The sequence below is a fragment of the Achromobacter sp. GbtcB20 genome, assembly GCF_019091095.1.
Classification (GTDB): domain Bacteria; phylum Pseudomonadota; class Gammaproteobacteria; order Burkholderiales; family Burkholderiaceae_B; genus Achromobacter; species Achromobacter mucicolens.
This window is the reverse complement of sequence record NZ_JAGXJZ010000004.1, coordinates 100,258-118,527: the sequence shown is the minus strand read 5'-3', so window position 1 is coordinate 118,527 and position 18,270 is coordinate 100,258. Positions and strand designations below refer to the sequence as shown.

The window sequence follows — 18,270 nt, the reverse complement described above, 5'->3', positions numbered from 1 at the left end:
ATTGTTGAAACTATTAGCGAGAGCCCTGTGAACTTCCTTTCTTGCTTGCGCGACGGTGAGGATGTCTGTGATGAATATCCGGGTAGTGCGGATGGGTGTGCGTCAGAGGTTCGTGACGATGAGGATGGGTGTGTGGTTCCACGCCGTCCCAGGCGAATGGGTGCGTGTGCTGGTGGTGATCGTCGTGCACATGCCGGTGGCTGTGCTCAAGCGGTTCGTGGGTGTGCTCGTGCGCATGCCGTTCGCGCACGTGCAGCCAAACGCCAAGCGCCATCAAGGCCGCGGCCGGCCAAAAGAGCAGACCGGGGCTTTCTGGCCACAGAACAAAAGATATCGCCACCCCAAAAAGCGGCGCCACGGAGAAGTACGCGCCAGTCCTGGCGGTTCCCAGCGTCCGGAGCGCCACCACGAACAACGTGAGGCTCAATCCATAACCGAAAAATCCCACGGCAAGACTGGCGCCCGCCACCGCGCCGGACGGAAACCCGGCGCCGCCGAGCAGTGCCAGGGTTGTGCTGACAATGCCCGCTGCCAAGCCTTTGATGCCCGCAATCAGCATGGCGTCATTGCAGGCGACTCGCCGGGTCAGGTTGTTGTCCACCGCCCAGCACAGACAGGCGCCCACGATCAGCAGCGCCCCGGTCGACAGCGTTGCGCCGCCGGGCTCCCAGGACAGCAAGACGCCGCCCAGAACGATGGCAATCATGCCCATCACGATCTGGCGGTCGGCGTTTTCCTTGAACAAGCACCAGGCAATGACCGCCGTGAGCACGCCCTCGACATTGAGCAACAGGGACGCCGACGCGCCGCTGGTCTGGGTCAATCCCAGCATCAACAGGACTGGGCCAAGCACGCCGCCCGCAACGATTGCGCCGGCCAACCACGGCAGATCGGCCCGAGGAATGCGCCAGGCGGACGGAAGCTTCGACTCCCGGGCATGCAAGAGGTGGCGCGATGCCAGGAGGATGCCGAGACCCAAGCCACTGCCCAGGTAGAGCAGCCCGGCCAGCAACAGCGGCGGCACACCTTCGACCAAGGCTTTTGCGAAAGGCGTGCTGGCGCCGAACAGGAGCGCGGCGGCTAACGCAGGGGTGGCAGACCGGAAAGACATGAGAACAGGCGATTGATTGGGGCGGTGTGGCTATTTAGGGGAGCCAAGCATGCTATCCACCCGGATCCTCTATTTTACATAATACACATTATGCGAACTTAGCCTGGGGCGAGCACCACATCGGTTACGGACCCCCGCAGCTCGGAGCCATTATCGTCGCCAACCCATCCAGAGCAACCACCGGCTACTCCTTTTTCAGCCCCTTGGCGCTTGCCGCGAACTCATCGGCCAACCCCTTGAGCTCTCGCTTGTAGTCGTCCAACGACCCCTCATATCCCTCCAAATACAAATCCCGCCGCGCCTTTTCCATCGCCCCTGAAGTGGCAGCCTGCCGTACAAACTCCGCCAGCTTCGTCCTGACGGGCTCTGGCGTTTCGCTGCGCACGGCAACGCTGTAGCTGCTGTGGAACACCATGTTCGGCACGCCAAGCTCGGCGAACGTCTTCACGCCGGGCAAATGACTGACGCTTCCTTTGCGGCCGGTATAGGCCAGCACCTTTACGTGCGGATTGTCCTTGACGCTTTGGGTGGTGCCAATTGTGGTGAAGTAGCCGTCGATCTGCCCGCCAAGGATGGCCGTCAGCCCTTCCGCGCCGCCCTTGAACGGAATTGGACGGTATTGCGTCCTCAGCCCTGAAGCCAGCCTCGCCGCAAGCGTGGAGTACGTGCCCACGCCGAGGTCGGCGACGCCAATGTCCAATTCCCGGTTAATGCCCTTCAAGTCTTCCAGGCGGTTCCAGCCTCGGTCGGACGGCACGATGAAGGCGTAGCTGCTTTGGCCCAGCGGCGCCAGGATTTCAAAGTCGGAGAACGCATAATCCGCGGCGGGTGTCGTGATCTTTGCGCTGTAGAAGCCTTCGGCGTGGACCAGCAAGGTGTATCCGTCCGCGGGCCTGTTCTTGACGGCCATGATGCCGATGGCAGAGCCAGCGCCTGGCCGGTTTTCGACGACGACCGGTTGGCCCATGATCGTGCCCAGTTGTTGGGCGAACGCGCGCGAGATGGCGTCGGTGGCGGCGCCCGGTGGATACGGGACGACGAGGCGGACAGGTTTCGACGGATAAGCGGTTTGCGCGGCAGCCCCGAACGAAAACAGTGCGCTGAGGACTACGCTGCCCAGCAGTATGCGGCGGCGTGTGACGATAGGCATGTGTTGCTCTTTTTCAGTTGTCTCCGCCTGAAAGTGTATCGATCGCCCAGCCGCCGATCTCCGCGATATTCCGCAGAACTCTTCTGCAAGAAATGAAGGAAAAAGGCATTGCGATTTGCTCCCTTCCCTGCCCTGCGATCCGGACAAGGATCTGCAGCCCAACGCACGACTAAGCGCAGCGGGCGGCACCGGCGTGGCCATATGCCGGCGATTGCGCTCGATGGCGGTTGGTTCCGGGTTTCGCCAGAAACCGACTGGGAGGCATTCTCCGACTTGTTCATCAAGACCGGCAAGCATCGCCACAGCGGTTAGATTGCAAAAAAATGGGCGCTCCGCGGAGCGCCCAGATACTTGCGTTGCCGCGCGGCTTACACCTTGCCGGGCAATGCGTAGGCAATCACGTAGTCGCCACGGTCGGGCGAATTGCGCGCCCCGCCGGCCGAGATGACGAGGTATTGCTTGCCGTCGACGGTCGACTTGTAGCTGATGGGCGTGCCTTGGCTGCCGACAGGCAGACGGACCTTCCACACTTCCTTGCCGGTGCCGGCGTCGTACGCGCGCAGGTAGTAGTCCTGCGTGGCGGCGATGAACACGAGGCCGCCTTGCGTGGCGAGCGTGCCGCCGATGGTCGGCATGCCGATGGGGATCGGCAGGCCCAGCTTCATGCCGAAGGGGCCGGTGTCCTGAACGGTGCCGACTGGCACCTGCCAGACCATCTTCTGCGTCTTCAGATCCACGGCGGTCAGCGTGCCGAACGGCGGCGCCTGGCACGGGATTTCCAGCGGCGACATGAATCGCACCTTGGCGTTGATCGCGTAAGGCGTGCCGGCCAGGGCCACGGGGCCCTGGATTGCGGCGGCTTCGTTGCCGTCGCCCTTCTTGGCATTGGCGCCGGCCTCGACCAGTTGCACTTCCAGGCCGACGCGCATGTCGTTGATGAACAGGTAGCCGTTGACCGGGTCGATCGAAATGCCGCCCCAGTTCATGCCGCCCAGCGATCCGGGCAGGTTGAGCGATGCGTCGGTGCCCGGCGGGGTGAACAGGCCCGTGTAGCGCTTGGACTTGAAGTGAATGCGGCACAGCAGCTGATCGAACGGCGTGGCGCCCCACATGTCCGATTCCTTCAGGTCGTTGGCGCCGATCGAAGGCATGCCGACCGAAAAGGGTTGGGTCGGCGAGTAGGTTTCGCCGGGAATGTTGCCGGCCGGCACCTTGCGTTCTTCGACGCGGGTGAGCGGCTTGCCGGTCTGGCGGTCCAGCACGAAGATCTGGCCGGCCTTGGTGCCGAAGACGAGTGCGGGCACGTTCTTGCCGTCCACGGGGAAGTCCGCGAAAGTCGGCTGCATGGGCACGTCGAAGTCCCAGAGGTCGTCGTGCACGGTCTGGTAGACCCACTTTTCCTGGCCGGTGCTGGCGTCGACCGCCAGGACAGACGCGCCGTACTTGCGGTCCAGCGCGGTGTGCTTGACGCCCCACAGGTCCACGGCGGCGCTGCCCACGGGCATGAAGACCGTGTTGGACTGTGCGTCATACGACATCGGCGCCCACACGTTCGGGGTCGAGCGTGCGTACGTCTGGCCGTCGGCCGGCGCGGCCTTGTCTTGCGGATTGCCGGGGTCGAACGCCCAGCGCAGCTCGCCGGTGATGACATCAAAGCCACGCACCACGCCGCCAGGCATGTCGGTGCTGACGTTGTCCGCGACGCGGCCGCCGATCACGATGGTCGTGCCGGCCAGCGTCGGGGCCGATGTCGGGTAGTACTCGCCCTTGTCGGCGCCCTTGCCCATGCCGGCGCGCAGGTCCACGCGGCCCGCTTTGCCGAAATCGGCGCAGAACGCGCCCGTGTCGGCGTCCAGCGCGATCAGTTCGGGCGTCACGCTGTTCATCAGGATGCGGCGGCGGCAGGTGGCGCCCGCGTCCAGGCTGACGGCCTTGACGGGCGTCGCGCCTTCGACGGTCGGCTGCTCCAGGGGCGCATCGATGTCGAAATAAGCCAGGCCGCGGCAACGCATCCACTTCTTCTGCTTGGCGTTGATCTCGACCTTCCAGAGTTCCTTGCCCGTGGTCGCGTCCAGCGCGATCACGTTGTTGTGCGGGGTGCACAGGAACACGCGGTTGCCGATCTGCAGCGGGGTCTGCTGGTCTTCGGCGCCGCCGCCGCCGGGGCTGACGGGCGTATCGCCCGTGCGGTAGGTCCCGGCGACCTGCAGGTCCTTGACGTTGTCACGGGTGATCTGGTCCAGCGCCGCGAAGCGCGTCCCGCCGGCGGTGTTGCCGTAATGCGCCCAGTCCTTCTGCTCCTGGCCGGGTGCGACAGGCTTGAGCGCGAGGGTCTCGCCTTGCGAGAGCGGCACGTGCGGCACGAACATGCCGGCAACTGTCGCAATGAAGGCCAGCGCCAGCGCGGCGGCGGCGATGCGGGACGGTGCGGGGCTGGCCGGCTGGTTCTGCGCGCGGCGCAGCAGCGGCTGCGACAGCGCGACCAGGATGCCAAAGCCTGCAAACACCAGGACACGCGACACGAGCGGCCAGAATTGCAGGCCGACCTCTGCCACCGCCCAGATGGCGGTGCCGATCAGCGCCAACGCGTACAGCAGACCGCCGCTGGCGCGGCGGCGTGCGATCTGGATGCCGGAGATGGCCAGCACAACGCCGCAAATCACGAAATACCAGCTACCGTTCAGCGCCACGAGGCGCCCACCTTGGTAGCCGAAAAAGAGTCCGGCCGCCAGAATGCAGGCGCCCAGCACGAACAGCCACGCTTTTGCGAGCGCGGACAGGTCTTTATGTTGTTGATTCATAGGGGATTCCAAAACGATACGGCCATGCAGCCGGCAATGCGGCCCAACGACCGGCCCAGAGTATAAGGGTTTCTCCTTATGCCGGGCGGGGCTGCCGGACGTATCGCTTCGTCACTCCTCGGTCTGACCGAGTTCGATGCGGTGCTGCGTGCGCAGCGCCTTGGCCAGCAGATAGCCTTTGTTGTGTTCGTTCGGAAATACGCCCGTCAGGCGGCAACCGCTGACCCGGATGCCCATGCGTTCGAGCTGGGTGCGCTTGTCGGGATTGTTTGTCAGCAGTTCAAGATTGTCGACGCCCAATGCTCGCAGCATCTGGGCGGCCGGCGTGTAGTCGCGGTCGTCCAGGCCGTGCCCCAGTTCCAGGTTGGCGGTGTAGGTGTCGTAGCCCAGTTCCTGCAGCCGGTAGGCGTCAAGCTTGGAATACAGGCCGATGCCGCGCCCTTCCTGGCGCAGGTACAGCAGATAGCCGCCCTCCTGGCTCATGAGGCGCAACGCTTCCTGCAGTTGGGGGCCGCAGTCGCAGCGCAGCGATCCGAAGACATCGCCGGTCATGCACTCGGAGTGCAGCCGGACGAGCGGTTGCGGGCCAGGCTGCCCGAACTTGAGGGCCAGATGGTCGCGGGCGTCAGCCAGGCCATGAAAGCTGTAAGCCAGCGCCAGCGCCTCGGTGCCATCGGCAAGGCGGATGGGCAACCGGACGGTGGCGCGGATGGAGGCTTCGGGCAGTTGGACCGCGGCGGGGGACGTTACGGGATTCACGACAAACGGGCACGGGTATCGAAACGGAGGTCGACAGGATAACGTATGCGCCCGCCGCGCGCGCTTTACATCACGCGGACGCTGTCGACGTCGAACTCGACGTTGTTGCGGTCACGGTCCAGTTCGCCACGCAACTCGACCTGGGTCTTGTCGTCGATTTTCTGGCCCGCCGGGAAGTCCTCGTGATCGATTTCGACCCGAATCTGGCCCGTGCCGTCGTCGAAGGTGTAGTGATCGTCACCGTCGTGCGACACGATGCGGCCGCGCAGGATGGCGTTCTGGTCGTCGCGGCCATTGGCCAGGAGTTCCTTGACCGTCGTGACGGCAACCGTGCTGGGGCCGCTGTAGCCTTGGGCAGCGGGTTTGCCGGTGCTGGGGCCCGTGTAGCCCTGGGCGTGCGCCACGCCCGCCACGGTGGCGCCAGCGAGGACGGCGCTGGCCAGGAACGTGCGGAGGAATGAGGAACGACGAGAGATCTGGGTCATGGTGCGGCTCCTTGCGCGGATTGCGCTTCGCTGTTGAACATGGCGCCATTTGACGCCCCGAAGATGAAGCAGACCTTATCCCTGCGCGGGGACGCGGATTCTTGCGTCACCCGTTCATGTCTAGCGGCAGCAGCAGCGTGACGCCCAACCCCCGGCCGTCCAGGCCCGGACCGAAGCGTAGTTCTGCGCGATGCATGGTGGCCACGCGCGCCACAATGGACAGACCCAGGCCGTTGCCCGGCACGTTTGTGCCCAGGACGCGGTAAAAGCGCTGCGTCAGCCGCTCCAGATCGGCTGGCGCCACGCCCTCCCCGTCGTCCTTCACGCTGAGCGCGACGTGCTGCCCGGCACGTTCGGCCGCGACCCGCACCTGTCCGCCCTCGCGACCGTACGACACCGCGTTATGGATGAGGTTGCGCAAGGCGGTAAAGAGCGCGTCCCGGTTGCCGACCAGTTCCTTTTCGCGCGCTGCAATCGTGATCGTGGCGCCGCGCGCCGCCGCCGCGGGCGCGCAGGCGTCCACCGCATCCTGCAGCAGGCTGGGGACGTCGATGCGCTCGCGCGGCATGGCGTCGGCCGATTGCGGATCCAGCCGGGCAAGTTGCAGCAGGTTTTCCACCAGGCTCGTCGTGCGCATCATGTCGGCGCGCAGGCGCTGCAATTGCGCGGCCAGCGCCGGCGCCTCGTCGGCCGGATGGCTGCGTTGCAGGACCTGGATCCGCGACGCCAGCGCCGCGAGCGGCGTGCGCAGCTCATGCGCCGCATCGGCAGTGAAGCGCCTTTCGGCTTCAAGCGCGTGGTCCAACCGGCCAAGCAGACGGTTCAGGGCTGCCGTGATGGACTGCACTTCATGCGCCCTGCTCTCTTCGGCCACCGGCGACAGGTCGGACGGCGATTTGGTCTCGATGCCGCGCGCCATGCGCGCAAGCGGCCTGAGCAGACGCCAGATCAGGAACCAGTTGATCAGTCCAAGCAGGACCCACAGGCCGACCAACGGCCACGCCAAGGACTCGAGCATGTCCCAGATGAGATCGGTGCGTTCGTCCATCTCCTGGCCGACCTGCGCCGAAAAACCCAGGGAGTCATGATGGCGCACGTAGACGCGCCAGTCCTCGCCGTCGGCACGTACGTCGTAATAGCGGTCGCCGCGCCGGTCCGTCGGCACGAACGGCCGCTTGGGCGCGTCTTCACCCCGCAGCAGCACATCGCCCGTGCGCGAGACCAGCTGATAGTCCAGCCGAAGCGCCGGCTGCGTGTCGCCAGCGGCGGGTTGGCCCGCCGTCCGGCCGATGCTGCCCTCTCCCAGAGCCAGGACCAGCCGCGCGCCCTCTTCCAGCCAGTCGTCATAGGCGTCGTTGACCTCCTTGCGCGCGATGGCCAGCACGATCACGGTGCTGACCAGCCCCACCAGGATGCTGGAACCGAGCGTCGTGCCGATCAGGCGCCGCCGCAGGGAATAGCCGCGCTCGGCCCGGGGAGTCTTGTTGCGCCAGCGCATCTCAGTCCGCCAGCCGATAGCCCTGGCGGCGCACCGTCTTGATCAGGTCCGAAGACAGCTTGCGCCGCAGGTTGTAGATGTGGACTTCGATCGTGTTGCTTTCGACTTCGTCGCCCCAGCCATACAGCGCCTCTTCCAGCTGCGCGCGGGACACGATATGGCCCGGGCGCCGGATGAGCGCGTGCAGGATGGCGAATTCGCGCGCCGTCAGCTCGACCGGCGTCCCGTTGAAGCGCACCTGCTTGGCCGCCACGTCCAGCAAGACGCCACCATGCTTGAGCGCAGGGGTGGCGTGGCCGTCGCGGCGGCGCAGCGCAGCGCGGATGCGCGCGGACAGTTCGTCCAGGTCGAAAGGCTTGACGAGGTAGTCGTCCGCGCCGAGGTCCAGGCCTTCGATACGGTCGGGCACCGCGTCGCGGGCGGTGATCATGATGGCCGGCACGTTGTCGCGGCGCGCGCGCAGCCGCCGCAGCAGGTCGTCCCCCGAGACGCCGGGCAGCCCGCGGTCGATCAACACGCAGTGGTAGTCGTGGGCGGCCAGCGCCGTTTCGGCAAGGTCGCCGCGTGTCACGCGGTCGACCACATAGCCGTCGAGCTCCAGCCAGGATTCGATCGACTCGCCCAGGGATACATCGTCTTCGGCCAGTAGGATACGCATGCGCCGACTATACGCGACAGGATGAAGAGAATCTTAAGACGCTCATGGCGCGGTCAATCCGCCAATTCATCGCTGGTGCTGCGCCCGCCCATGGCGCGCTTTCTCGGCGCGAGCAATTAATCTCCGCATGCCGCCATGCGGAGATTAGATGCCATATTCTCCGCAGCCGGCCCGAATCGCAGTCCGGATGCGGATCCCGGGCGGCTTCAGATGCCGCCGACGCGGCTGACGCCGCCCTGGGTGACCACCTGGACGCGCTGGCCGGTCGAGATTGGCACATCCGCTTCCTGTGTGATGACGCGCACGTCGCCTGAATCCAGGCGCACGGTGATTTCCAGGCCCGCGCGGCGCATGCTGGCGTTTTCGACTGCGTTGCCCGCCATGGCGCCGCCGACTGCGCCGCCGACGGTGGTGATGCGTCGTCCGGAGCCGCCGCCCACGGCGTTGCCGGCGACGGCGCCCAGCGCGCCACCCGCGATCATGCCCATGCCCGATGTCTGGCTGGCCTGGATGGTGACGGGCCGCACGCCAATGACGTAGCCGAGGGTGACGGTCTGGGCGCGCTGCGCCTGGTCGAAGGTGTAGACGCGTGAGGACGCGGAGGGATTGGCGCAGCCGGCAAGGATGGCGGCAAGGCCAAGAATGCCGCCTGCGGCGAGAAGGGTCAGGCGGCTACGCGGGGCGGCCTGCTGAGGCTTTTGCATGATGGGGTCTCCGGAACGGCGGAAATGGGAAAACCAGGCCTAGCGCGGACGCGCCGGCGAGGCCGCAGGCGCGGGCGCCGGTGCGGGCGCAGGCGCAGCCGCGGATGGCTGGGCGCTGGCGCGCATGAACTTCCCATTCGCATCGAAGCCGCCTATGGCGCGGCCATTGAAGAACACGACGCGCCGCGCAGTCCACTGCGGCTGGTCGGGGCCAAGCTGGTCGTAGGCAGCCACGTCAAAGTCGTACTCCCAACCCGACATCGGCTTGCCGTCCTCGCCCGCAAACGTGGTCTTCTTCACGGATTCCGCATATCCCTTGTCGCGATAGCTGACATACCGGGTGGGCGGCATGGAATCGCGCAGCGTCGACATGTACTGGTACAGGTCTTCATCGCTGGGCGGCGTGCCGTACTTGGCCAGATCGTTCTTCGTCGCGACCGTGCCGGCGCAACCGGCCAGCACGCACGTGGACAAGACAAGGAATAGCCTTTTCATCGGGATTGCTCCTAAGTACGCGTTCGCGCCCTGATTGCGGACGCACGGCGGCTAGCCGGGTAGCGCTTGGGGAATCTTCAGGGGGTGGGACCGGCGGGACGGCTGGCCGCGCCCCGGAAGGCGGTGCGCAACAGGCTGAGCAGAAAGCCGCCCGTCAGCATGCCCAGGATGTAGACGCCGACCACGAGAACCGACGTCGGCAAAGTGATGGTGGATGTCCAGAGCGTCAGGGTGACGGAATCGAAATTCTGGACCTTGAACGACAGAACCATCGCCGTGAGCAACACAATCAATACGATGTACAGGTATCTCATGGGGCACCTTTCGTATTCGCTGTCTTAACCGCCCCGAACCCGCCCGGGGGCCTGTCGTGCGAAAAACTATGCCACTCATCGGTCGGGAAAACAAGAAACATTGTTCACCGCCGCAAACAGGAACAGAATGGCTGTCGCCGTGAAAACGGCAAGTGTGGCCGGCCCATCATCGAATAGCCGCGTCCCGCGGTCTATCGTTTTGGGCTGCTTTTTGGGGACACCTCATGGAAGCGATCAAGGATTGTTGCATGGCTGGGCACCCTCTGAACCTGGACCGGCGCGGCTGGTTGAAGGCGGGCGTTGCCGCCGGAACGGCTGCGGTGATGGCAGGCGTGGCAGTCGCCCCGAACGACGCGCAGGCGGCGTCGTTATCGCAGGCACAGCGCGACGCAATGACGCCGGACCAGGTGATTGACATGATGAAGCGGGGCAATGCGCGCTTTCGCGCGGGCAAGCCCCAGAAGCACGATTACCTTGCGCAGAAGCGGTCCAGCGCCCTGGGCCAATACCCGGCGGCGGTCATCCTGAGCTGCATCGACTCGCGCGCGCCCGCCGAGATCATTCTGGACACGGGCATCGGCGAAACCTTCAACGGGCGGATCGCCGGCAACATTTCCAACAACGACCTGCTCGGCAGCATGGAGTTTGCCTGCGCGGCGGCGGGCGCCAAGGTGATCCTCGTCATGGGGCATACGGCTTGCGGCGCGGTGGCCGGCGCGATCGACAATGTTCAGCTCGGCCATCTGACCGGATTGCTCGACGTCATCAAGCCAGCGGTCGAGGCCACCCAGTACACGGGCGACCGCAGCGGCAAGAACGCGCAATTCGTGGACGCGGTGGCGCGGACCAACGTTCAGCTCACCGTCGAGGCCATCCGCAAGAACAGCCCCATTCTTGCGGGGCTGGAAAAGGAAGGAAAGATCAAGATCGTCGGGTCGATGTACGACCTCACCAACGGCATGCTGACCTTCATGGCATAGCCCTTTCCCCGACGTCGCCGTACCGCGGGCGGGCGTGCCTATCAATGGGCCGCGCCCGTCCCGCCCGTGCCCTCAGGGCGTGCGGCTCAGGCTGAACACAGAGGCAGGCGGCAGGTTCATCGGCACGAATCGCACGCGCCGGGCGTGAAGCCCGCAGTCATCGAGCACGCGCGCCGAGATCGGGCATTTCACGCCATACGTGAAGAAGTGCATGGATGCGCCCGGCGGCATTGCCTCGAAGACGGCGGTAAGCAGCTTGTGGTGATGCGCGCCGCTCATGTTGCGTAGCGGCAGGCCGCAAATCGCCGCGCCGATCCCGTGCAGTTCAGGATGGCTGTCACGCGACAGGTCCTGGGCAGGCACCTGCAGCACGGCCGCCTCTGGAAACTGGCTGCGCAAGCTGGAGCTCATGTCCGAGTCCTGCTCCACCAGTACCAGATTGGATGGCGCAACGCCCCGGCGCAGCATCTCTCGGGTGAACACGCCAGTCCCGCAGCCCAGTTCGAGGACCTTGCCGCCGCGCGGCGGGATCGATTCGGTGATGGCCGCGGCCAGCGCTGCACTGGAAGGCGCAACCGCGCCGACCGCCGAGGGGTTGGAAAGCAGCGCCTTGACAAACTGCTTGCGCTCCAAAAACCAATTCATGGCCGAGCCGGCCGGCTTGTGGCGGGCTAGGGTCTTGATGGGCGGCAAGGAAAACATCGATGCGTCTATCTCCGGGGGACGTCATTGTCAGACAGACCTTACCTTCGGTCGGCGGGCCCGACCGGCAACGGTGCGTAAGCACGCCTTTCATTTGGAGAGCATCGAACCCGGAAACGAACAAGCCGTATCCGATTTCTCGGATACGGCCTGTTGCCAAACCAGCGGGGTCAGAGGGCGGGCTTAGACCCCGGGCTTAGACCCCCACGACCGACACGGCCTTCGTGACCAGATACGCCTCAAGCGCTTCGGGACCGCCTTCGGAACCGTAGCCGGAATCCTTAACGCCGCCAAAGGGCAGCTCGGCCGAGGGCGTTGCGGGCTGGTTGACCCAGAGCATGCCCACTTCGAGGCGGCGCGACAGCTCGTGCACCGTCTTGATCGACCGGGTGAAACCATAAGCCGCCAAGCCGAACGGCAGGCGGTTGGCTTCGCGGATGGCTTCGTCCAGGGTTTCGAAGCTGCGGATCGCCGCGATGGGACCAAACGGCTCTTCGTTGAAAATATCGGCCTCGAGCGGCACGTCGGTCAGGATCGTCGGGGCGAAGAAATTACCGGCGCCACCCACGCGCTGCCCACCGGTGGCCACGCGTGCGCCCTTCTCTGCCGCGTTCTTGACGATCTTGTCCATGGCCGCCAGGCGGCGGTCGTTGGCCAGCGGGCCCAGCGTGGTGCCTTCGGTCAGGCCATCGCCCAGCTTGAGCTTTTCGGCGTGCGCGATGAAAGCCTGCTCGAATGCCGCCTTGACGTTCTTGTGCACCAGGAAACGGGTCGGCGAAATGCAGACCTGGCCGGCGTTGCGGAATTTCGCGCCGCCCGAGGCCTTGACGGCCAGTTCGACGTCGGCGTCCTCGGCCACGATGACCGGGGCGTGACCGCCCAGTTCCATCGTGACGCGCTTCATGTGGCGGCCAGCCAGCGCGGCCAGTTCCTTGCCGACCGGGGTGGAGCCGGTGAAGGTGACCTTGCGGATGATCGGGTGCGGAATCAGGTAGCTGGAGATTTCGGCCGGCGAGCCGAACACCAGGCCCAGCACGCCCTTCGGGATGCCGGCGTCGACAAAGCAGTTGAGCAGCGCGGCAGGCGACGCCGGGGTTTCCTCGGGCGCCTTCACCAGGAAGGAGCAGCCCGTGGCCAGCGCGGCGCCCAGCTTGCGCACGATCTGGTTGACCGGGAAGTTCCAAGGCGTGAACGCGGCGACGGGGCCGACGGGTTCCTTGATGACCAATTGCTGGGCGGCCGGGTTGCGCGACGGTACGATGCGGCCGTAGACGCGCAGGGCTTCGTTGGCAAACCAGTCGATGATGTCGGCGCCCGCCAGCACTTCGCCGCGCGCCTCGGCCAACGGCTTGCCCTGCTCTTGCGTCAAGAGGCGCGCCACGTTGTCCGCGCGCTCGCGCAGCAGGACGGCCGCCTTGCGCATGACCGCGCAACGCTCATGCGCGGACGTGTCGCGCCACGTCTCGAAACCGCGTTGCGCGGCCGCCAGCGCCGCGTCCAGGTCCTCGCGGGAGGCGCTGGCCACCTGGCCGATCTTCTGGCCGGTGGCGGGGTTCACGACGTCGATGCGCGCGCCACCTCGGGCCTCGCGCCATTCGTTGTCGATCAGGAGAAGAGTATCTGGGTAACCGTTCATGAATGCTCCGTGGTTGAAATGCGGCCGTCACGTGTCAGTCGATTCGGGCAAGCGGGGCGGAAACGCCCGGCGCCTGCCGTATCGTAAGTGTTTGGGAGGGAGACGGGAAGTAGGCCGCCTTCGGACCGTCCGGCTGGCGGTCCGGCGCGCAAGGCCGGGCATGGGCACGCCGCTTGCTGTAGGCGTTTCGCCTTTCGTCACTTAACCCTGATTGCGGAGGCTCCCATGAGCTCACCGGAACCCGTTCTCTCGCCGACGCCGGTCGGCAACACCTTGATTTCCTTGGGGCTTGCGCGCGCCGCCCAACCCGCCCACGTCGCGGACGGCCGACTCCCCTGCCCCACGGCCGCCAATGATGAAATTCCGCCCGAGGCGCAATCGGCGGGTCAGGCCGAAGCGCCGGCGCGCGTGCCGCTGAGCGCCTGGCTGTCGTTGGCGTTCTATGCCATTGGCACGGCGCTTCTGTTCAGTCTGGGCGTGGCCTACCGGCTGTTCGCGTGACCGTTCAAGCCGCCTGGGCAAGCGCTTCGCGCGGGGCCTGTACCAATTTGTGGTCGGAGAGCCGGTAGGCAGTCAACGGCCCGCCCGTCACGCAGCCCGTGTCCAGGCACACGGCGTCCGTGCGCACGAGCAGCCCCAGCGTCGCCCAGTGCCCGAACACGATGGTGTTGCCGGCGTCCGCGCGCCGCGGCAGGTCGTACCACGGCAACGTTCCGCGAGGCCAGCGCCCTGGGGTGGACTTGGCGCCGGGCGCCAGCGCCGCATTGCGGGTGCAAAGCCGCATACGCGTAAATGCGCTGGCGATGAAGCGCAGGCGTTGCTGCGTGTCCAGGTTGGCGCTCCACGCCAGCGGCGCGGTGCCGGTCAGCGTGCGCATATGGCGGCGCCAGTCATCGTCGCGAAGCATGTCCTGGACCTCGCCGGCCAGCGCCACCGCTTGGGCCACGTCCCATCCGGGAAAGAGCCCGGCATGCACGAGGACATGCCTGTCCTGCACGTGAATCAGCGGTTGCGCGCGCAGCCAATCCAGCAATTCGTACGCATCCGGCGCGTCGAACAGATCATTCAACGTGTCGCGGGGGTCTGGGCGCAGGCAACCTGCGGCCACGCCCAGGGCGCGCAGGTCGTGGTTACCCAGCACCACGGTCGCGCGGTCGCCCAAGGCCATGACCCGGCGCAAGACCTCGGCGTTGGCGGGACCGCGGTTGATCAGGTCGCCCACGAACCAGAACCGGCAGGTTGGATCCCCCGCAATTTCGGGGCTGGCCAGCAGCGCGTCCAGCGACGGGCAGCAGCCATGCACGTCGCCGATCGCCCAGATGGCGGGCAGCTGTCTGTGCGGTGCGTCATCCGCCAATGTGAAGTTCGCGTCAAGGGTCGTGGGTGTCGTGATGGTGGGTCGGCTTGATGGTTGTCTTACCGGTCTGCGTCGCATGTGGTGTCCTTGCCGCTGGCCATTTCCTGGCACGAATGGATGAATTTCGTGCCAGAACGGCCAGCAAGCCCCGTACCCATGCAAACGTTTGCATTCAAGGCGGCCGGATGCCGCATGCGAAGCGCCCCCGGGTTGGCGTGCCCGGACGTGGCTATCCTTCCTTTTTGCGCCGCCCCCACACGGATTCCTGCCGATAGGCGTCCGCCTGGCACAGCGTGCGGTAGAACATGGCGCCCGCGCCAATGAAATTGCCCAGCTCCTTCTCCGACAGCTTGGGTGCGACGCCTTCCAGGTACCCGGCGTAGATGGAAAGCACCCGGTCCCATTCGTCCAGCCGGGGCGCCGGCGCGGACACCGAGATCATCAGTGCCAAGAGCTCATCGCGCTGCATGATTGCCTCCTGTGCAGGCCGGCGCGCCGGCCGTCATTGCCCTCGGGTCATGCGCGTCAATACGCGCCGGCCGTCCCTGCCGCGGTGCAGGAAGGCCATCAGGACGTGGCCCGCCGCCGCCGCGAGAAGCGTCCAGCCCAGCAGTCCGTGCCAGGCATTGGCCAACTCGACCAGCGCTTCGATTTCCTGGTCGCGGGGGCTGAAGACCGGGATGCGGAAAGCCGAATAGCCCCTGCCCCGGCCATATGCCCGCAACAATCCCAATGTGGGAATGGCGATCATCATGAGGTACAGGAGCAAGTGACCGAAACCCGCCATCAGGCCGCTGTTCGGACGGCGTCCCAGGTTGGCGAGGGCCCACGCGCCGCGTACGACAACCAGGATCAGCAGCAACAGGCCCAGCGACGTGTGCGACGCCCAGAAGAAGTCCTCGATGGGGGTGTCCGGAAAAAATTGCCGCGCAGCCGCGCTGGTGAACTGCCACGCCAGCAGCACCGCCATTAGCCAATGCAGGACACGGCTGACGATTCCATACCCGTCCGGACGGTCCATTACGCTGGATTTGGCGACAGGCGGTGGCATAGGGCGACTCCTTGGGAGATCGGCACAGCACAAGGGAGATCCTGCTCATGGCTCGAACTCCATGGCGGACATGGCGGGCGCCAGAGACTGCGGCGCGTAATCGTCCCATGGGGTGTTGCCCGCGTCCAGCCGGGTGTGGATATCCTGGATCGTCCAGTGCGCCCCGCCCGTCAGCTTGTCCAGCTCTTCCCACTTGACGGGCACCGATACGCCCAGACCGGGACGCGCCCGCGCCGACCAGGCGCATACGGTGGTCGCGCCAAATCCATTGCGCAGGTAGTCCGCAAAAATCTTGCCGACCCGGTTCTTCGGCCCGCTCTTGGCCACAAACAGTTGCGGTAGCGTCCGCGCCAGATGCTGCACGATCACCTGGGAAAAGCGCTTCACCGTATCCCAGTCGTACTGTTTGCGCAGCGGCACGACCACGTGCAGGCCCTTGCCGCCGCTGGTCTTGAGCCACGCTTTCAGTCCGATTTCTTCCAGCAGCACACGCACGAGGTTCGCGGCCTGCTGCATCGCGGGCCACTGCACGCCCTCGCCCGGGTCCAGGTCGAACAGCATCCGATCCGGCTTGCCGATGGACGTCTTGACCGCGTTCCAGGTGTGAAATTCGACCACGTTCATCTGCACCGCGGACATGATGGCCTCGGCCGTGGGCACTTCGAGCAGCGGCGGATGGTCCGGGTCGAGCTTGGCCGGCAGGGATTTCACGCCCGGCATTGCGGCTTCCAGGTGCTTCTGAAAGAAGAATTCGCCCTGGATGCCGGCCGGCGCGCGCAGAAACGACACCGGGCGCCCCTTCAGGTGCTCCAGCATCAGCGGCGCCACCAACGCGTAATAGCGTGCCAGGTCCAGCTTGGTGAGCTTGGTGGACGGATCGATGACGCGATCCGGATTGGTGAGCTTGCCGCCCTTGGCGCGGCTGGCCTTGGTGGCGGGCACGGCTTTGCTGGCCGGTCTGGTCGCGCCCGCATCGCCCTCGATGTCTTTGACTGGCACTGCCTTCTCCCTGGAAATGGCCCGCACCGGCTTGTCCTGCCGCAATCCTCGAAAGACAGAATGACGGATGTGTCCGCCTCCCGTCCACTCGCCAAACGACACCTCTGCAATCAGTTCGGGCTTGACCCAGCGTACGCCACCCGCGGCGGGCGCGTTCGCGACAGGCTTCTTGTCGGTCTCGATGGACGCCAGGCGCTTTTGCAGCGACACCAGGCTGGCGTCATCGAACCCCGTGCCCACCTTGCCGGCATAGCGCAGGCTGCCATCCTGCTCGGTCACGGCAAGCAGCAGCGCCCCCAGCCCCGCGCGGCTGCCCTTCGGCGCGGTGTAGCCGACGATGGCAAATTCCTGGCGCCGGGCGCATTTGACCTTGACCCAGGTATTTGTGCGGCGCGACACGTAGGGCGAGGACAGGCGCTTGGCCATGATGCCTTCCAGCCCCATCTTGCAGGCTGTCGCCACCAGATCCGTCGGCGCGGCCTCCAGGGCCTCGCTGAACCGCAGATGGTCGTCTTCGGCGGTGTCCATCAGTTGCTGCAGCAGCGCCCGGCGCACCGTCAGGGGTTCCTGGCGCAGATCCCGCTGCCCGATGAAAGGAAGATCAAAGGCATAGAAGACGATATCTTGCGTGCGCTCGCCGTCGAAGGCGTTCTGCAGCGCCTGGAAGTTCGGAATGCCCTCGCGGTCGAGCATCACGATTTCGCCGTCGACCCACGCCCATTTGGCAGGCAACGCGCGAAACGCGTCGACCAGATGAGGCAGCTTGGCGCTCCAGTCGTGGCCGTTGCGGGTATAAAGACGCACGTCGTCGCCTTCGATCCGCACCACCAGCCGGTAGCCGTCGAACTTCATTTCGTACAGCCAGTCCGGGGCGTGGTGGGGCACACCGTCCACCAGCGTGGCGAGCTGAGGTTTCAGATGCGCCGGCAAATCGGCGGCCACGCCGGGCAAGGCGCGTTGGCCGTCGGCCGAAGGTTCAGGTTGGTCTTCGGACCGATCTGGGGATGGCGCTTTGGCCGCCCGCAGCGGGACCACGCTGTCGGGCATTTCGTCCACCACGCTGAACTCCCGCTCCGGCCGGGCGAACGCATCGCGATCCTTGATGAGCAACCAGGGCGGCTGCTTGTCGCTTTCCTTGCCCTTTAAGCGGATCAGCGCCCACCTGCCCTGCATCTTCACGCCCTGCAGGTCGAACTTCAGATGACCGTCCCGATAGCCCTTGCGCGGGTCGCCCACGGGCATCCACTTGCCTTCGTCCCAGATGATGACCTTGCCCGCGCCGTACTGGCCTTCGGGAATCTGCCCCTCGAACTGGTTGTAGGCAATGGGATGGTCCTCGACCTGAACCGCCATGCGCTTGACGGCCGGGTCGTAGCAAGGACCCTTCGGCACCGCCCAGCTCTTCATGGCGCCGTCCAGTTCCAGACGGAAGTCGTAGTGCAGCCGGCTCGCCCAGTGCTTCTGGATGACGAAGGCGCGAGCGTCCTCGTTCGCCTCGCCGCCGCCGGCCGGTTCCGAGGTAACTTGAAAGTTGCGCTTTTCGCGGTACTTCTTGAGCGAATCGGCCATG

18 protein-coding genes are annotated in these 18,270 nt (G+C 65.7%); 2 read left to right on the top strand and 16 right to left on the bottom strand.

The features are described from left to right. Positions 1 to 13 precede the first annotated feature (13 nt). The 10 genes from KVT32_RS07970 to KVT32_RS07925 form a co-directional block, all read right to left on the bottom strand. Positions 14 to 1,111, bottom strand: a complete 1,098-nt coding sequence (locus tag KVT32_RS07970; RefSeq protein ID WP_217617976.1) for a DMT family transporter — start codon at positions 1,109 to 1,111, stop codon at positions 14 to 16. Positions 1,112 to 1,295: 184 nt separating this feature from the next. Continuing rightward, positions 1,296 to 2,261: a tripartite tricarboxylate transporter substrate binding protein gene (locus KVT32_RS07965; protein WP_175155501.1), complete on the bottom strand. Its 966-nt coding sequence runs from the start codon at positions 2,259 to 2,261 to the stop codon at positions 1,296 to 1,298. Positions 2,262 to 2,629: 368 nt separating this feature from the next. Then, on the bottom strand, positions 2,630 to 5,062 hold the full coding sequence (locus tag KVT32_RS07960) for a membrane-bound PQQ-dependent dehydrogenase, glucose/quinate/shikimate family (protein WP_217617975.1): 2,433 nt from the start codon (positions 5,060 to 5,062) through the stop codon (positions 2,630 to 2,632). Positions 5,063 to 5,173: 111 nt separating this feature from the next. Then, a complete protein-coding gene (gene ribA, locus KVT32_RS07955; protein WP_254636822.1) occupies positions 5,174 to 5,755 on the bottom strand; it encodes a GTP cyclohydrolase II RibA in 582 nt (193 codons plus the stop codon). Positions 5,756 to 5,886: 131 nt separating this feature from the next. Next, a complete protein-coding gene (locus KVT32_RS07950; protein ID WP_175155503.1) occupies positions 5,887 to 6,306 on the bottom strand; it encodes a YgiW/YdeI family stress tolerance OB fold protein in 420 nt (139 codons plus the stop codon). Between the two features lie 106 nt (positions 6,307 to 6,412). After that, positions 6,413 to 7,804, bottom strand: a complete 1,392-nt coding sequence (locus KVT32_RS07945; protein WP_217617974.1) for an ATP-binding protein — start codon at positions 7,802 to 7,804, stop codon at positions 6,413 to 6,415. Position 7,805: 1 nt separating this feature from the next. Beyond that, entirely contained in the window at positions 7,806 to 8,462 is a 657-nt protein-coding gene (locus KVT32_RS07940; protein WP_217617973.1) for a response regulator transcription factor, read from the bottom strand. A 206-nt stretch (positions 8,463 to 8,668) separates the two neighbouring features. Next, the gene (locus tag KVT32_RS07935; protein ID WP_152384482.1) at positions 8,669 to 9,166 is read right to left on the bottom strand and encodes a glycine zipper 2TM domain-containing protein; all 498 of its coding nucleotides are present in this window, start codon (positions 9,164 to 9,166) and stop codon (positions 8,669 to 8,671) included. Positions 9,167 to 9,205: 39 nt separating this feature from the next. Beyond that, positions 9,206 to 9,661 (bottom strand): hypothetical protein, encoded by a 456-nt coding sequence (locus KVT32_RS07930; RefSeq protein ID WP_175155506.1) that lies wholly within the window; start codon positions 9,659 to 9,661, stop codon positions 9,206 to 9,208. A gap of 77 nt (positions 9,662 to 9,738) precedes the next feature. Next, on the bottom strand, positions 9,739 to 9,975 hold the full coding sequence (locus KVT32_RS07925) for a lipopolysaccharide assembly protein LapA domain-containing protein (protein WP_056317937.1): 237 nt from the start codon (positions 9,973 to 9,975) through the stop codon (positions 9,739 to 9,741). 248 nt (positions 9,976 to 10,223) lie between these two features. Here KVT32_RS07925 and KVT32_RS07920 point away from each other — a divergent pair, with 248 nt between their 5' ends. Next, a complete protein-coding gene (locus KVT32_RS07920) occupies positions 10,224 to 10,955 on the top strand; it encodes a carbonic anhydrase family protein (RefSeq protein ID WP_254636811.1) in 732 nt (243 codons plus the stop codon). A 72-nt stretch (positions 10,956 to 11,027) separates the two neighbouring features. On the opposite strand, the gene KVT32_RS07915 is transcribed toward KVT32_RS07920, so the two are convergent. Further along, positions 11,028 to 11,600 carry a class I SAM-dependent methyltransferase gene (locus KVT32_RS07915; RefSeq protein WP_254636810.1) on the bottom strand — a complete coding sequence of 191 codons (573 nt, stop codon included), beginning with the start codon at positions 11,598 to 11,600 and terminating at the stop codon, positions 11,028 to 11,030. Between the two features lie 253 nt (positions 11,601 to 11,853). Continuing rightward, complete coding sequence (locus tag KVT32_RS07910; protein WP_056317945.1) at positions 11,854 to 13,293, bottom strand: NAD-dependent succinate-semialdehyde dehydrogenase; 1,440 nt, start codon at positions 13,291 to 13,293, stop codon at positions 11,854 to 11,856. Positions 13,294 to 13,518: 225 nt separating this feature from the next. Between KVT32_RS07910 and KVT32_RS07905 the strand changes: the two genes are divergently transcribed. Next, on the top strand, positions 13,519 to 13,794 hold the full coding sequence (locus KVT32_RS07905) for a hypothetical protein (protein ID WP_142055208.1): 276 nt from the start codon (positions 13,519 to 13,521) through the stop codon (positions 13,792 to 13,794). A gap of 4 nt (positions 13,795 to 13,798) precedes the next feature. Here KVT32_RS07905 and KVT32_RS07900 read toward each other — a convergent pair whose 3' ends face one another. The 4 genes from KVT32_RS07900 to ligD all read right to left on the bottom strand — a co-directional run bounded on the left by KVT32_RS07900 (position 13,799) and on the right by ligD (position 18,269). After that, positions 13,799 to 14,650 carry a symmetrical bis(5'-nucleosyl)-tetraphosphatase gene (locus KVT32_RS07900; protein ID WP_254636809.1) on the bottom strand — a complete coding sequence of 284 codons (852 nt, stop codon included), beginning with the start codon at positions 14,648 to 14,650 and terminating at the stop codon, positions 13,799 to 13,801. A gap of 229 nt (positions 14,651 to 14,879) precedes the next feature. Next, on the bottom strand, positions 14,880 to 15,119 hold the full coding sequence (locus KVT32_RS07895; protein WP_056317950.1) for a hypothetical protein: 240 nt from the start codon (positions 15,117 to 15,119) through the stop codon (positions 14,880 to 14,882). Positions 15,120 to 15,152: 33 nt separating this feature from the next. Further along, positions 15,153 to 15,701, bottom strand: a complete 549-nt coding sequence (locus KVT32_RS07890; protein WP_254636808.1) for a cytochrome b — start codon at positions 15,699 to 15,701, stop codon at positions 15,153 to 15,155. A 45-nt stretch (positions 15,702 to 15,746) separates the two neighbouring features. Continuing rightward, on the bottom strand, positions 15,747 to 18,269 hold the full coding sequence (gene ligD, locus KVT32_RS07885) for a DNA ligase D (RefSeq protein ID WP_217617969.1): 2,523 nt from the start codon (positions 18,267 to 18,269) through the stop codon (positions 15,747 to 15,749). Between the last annotated feature and the right edge of the window lies 1 nt (position 18,270).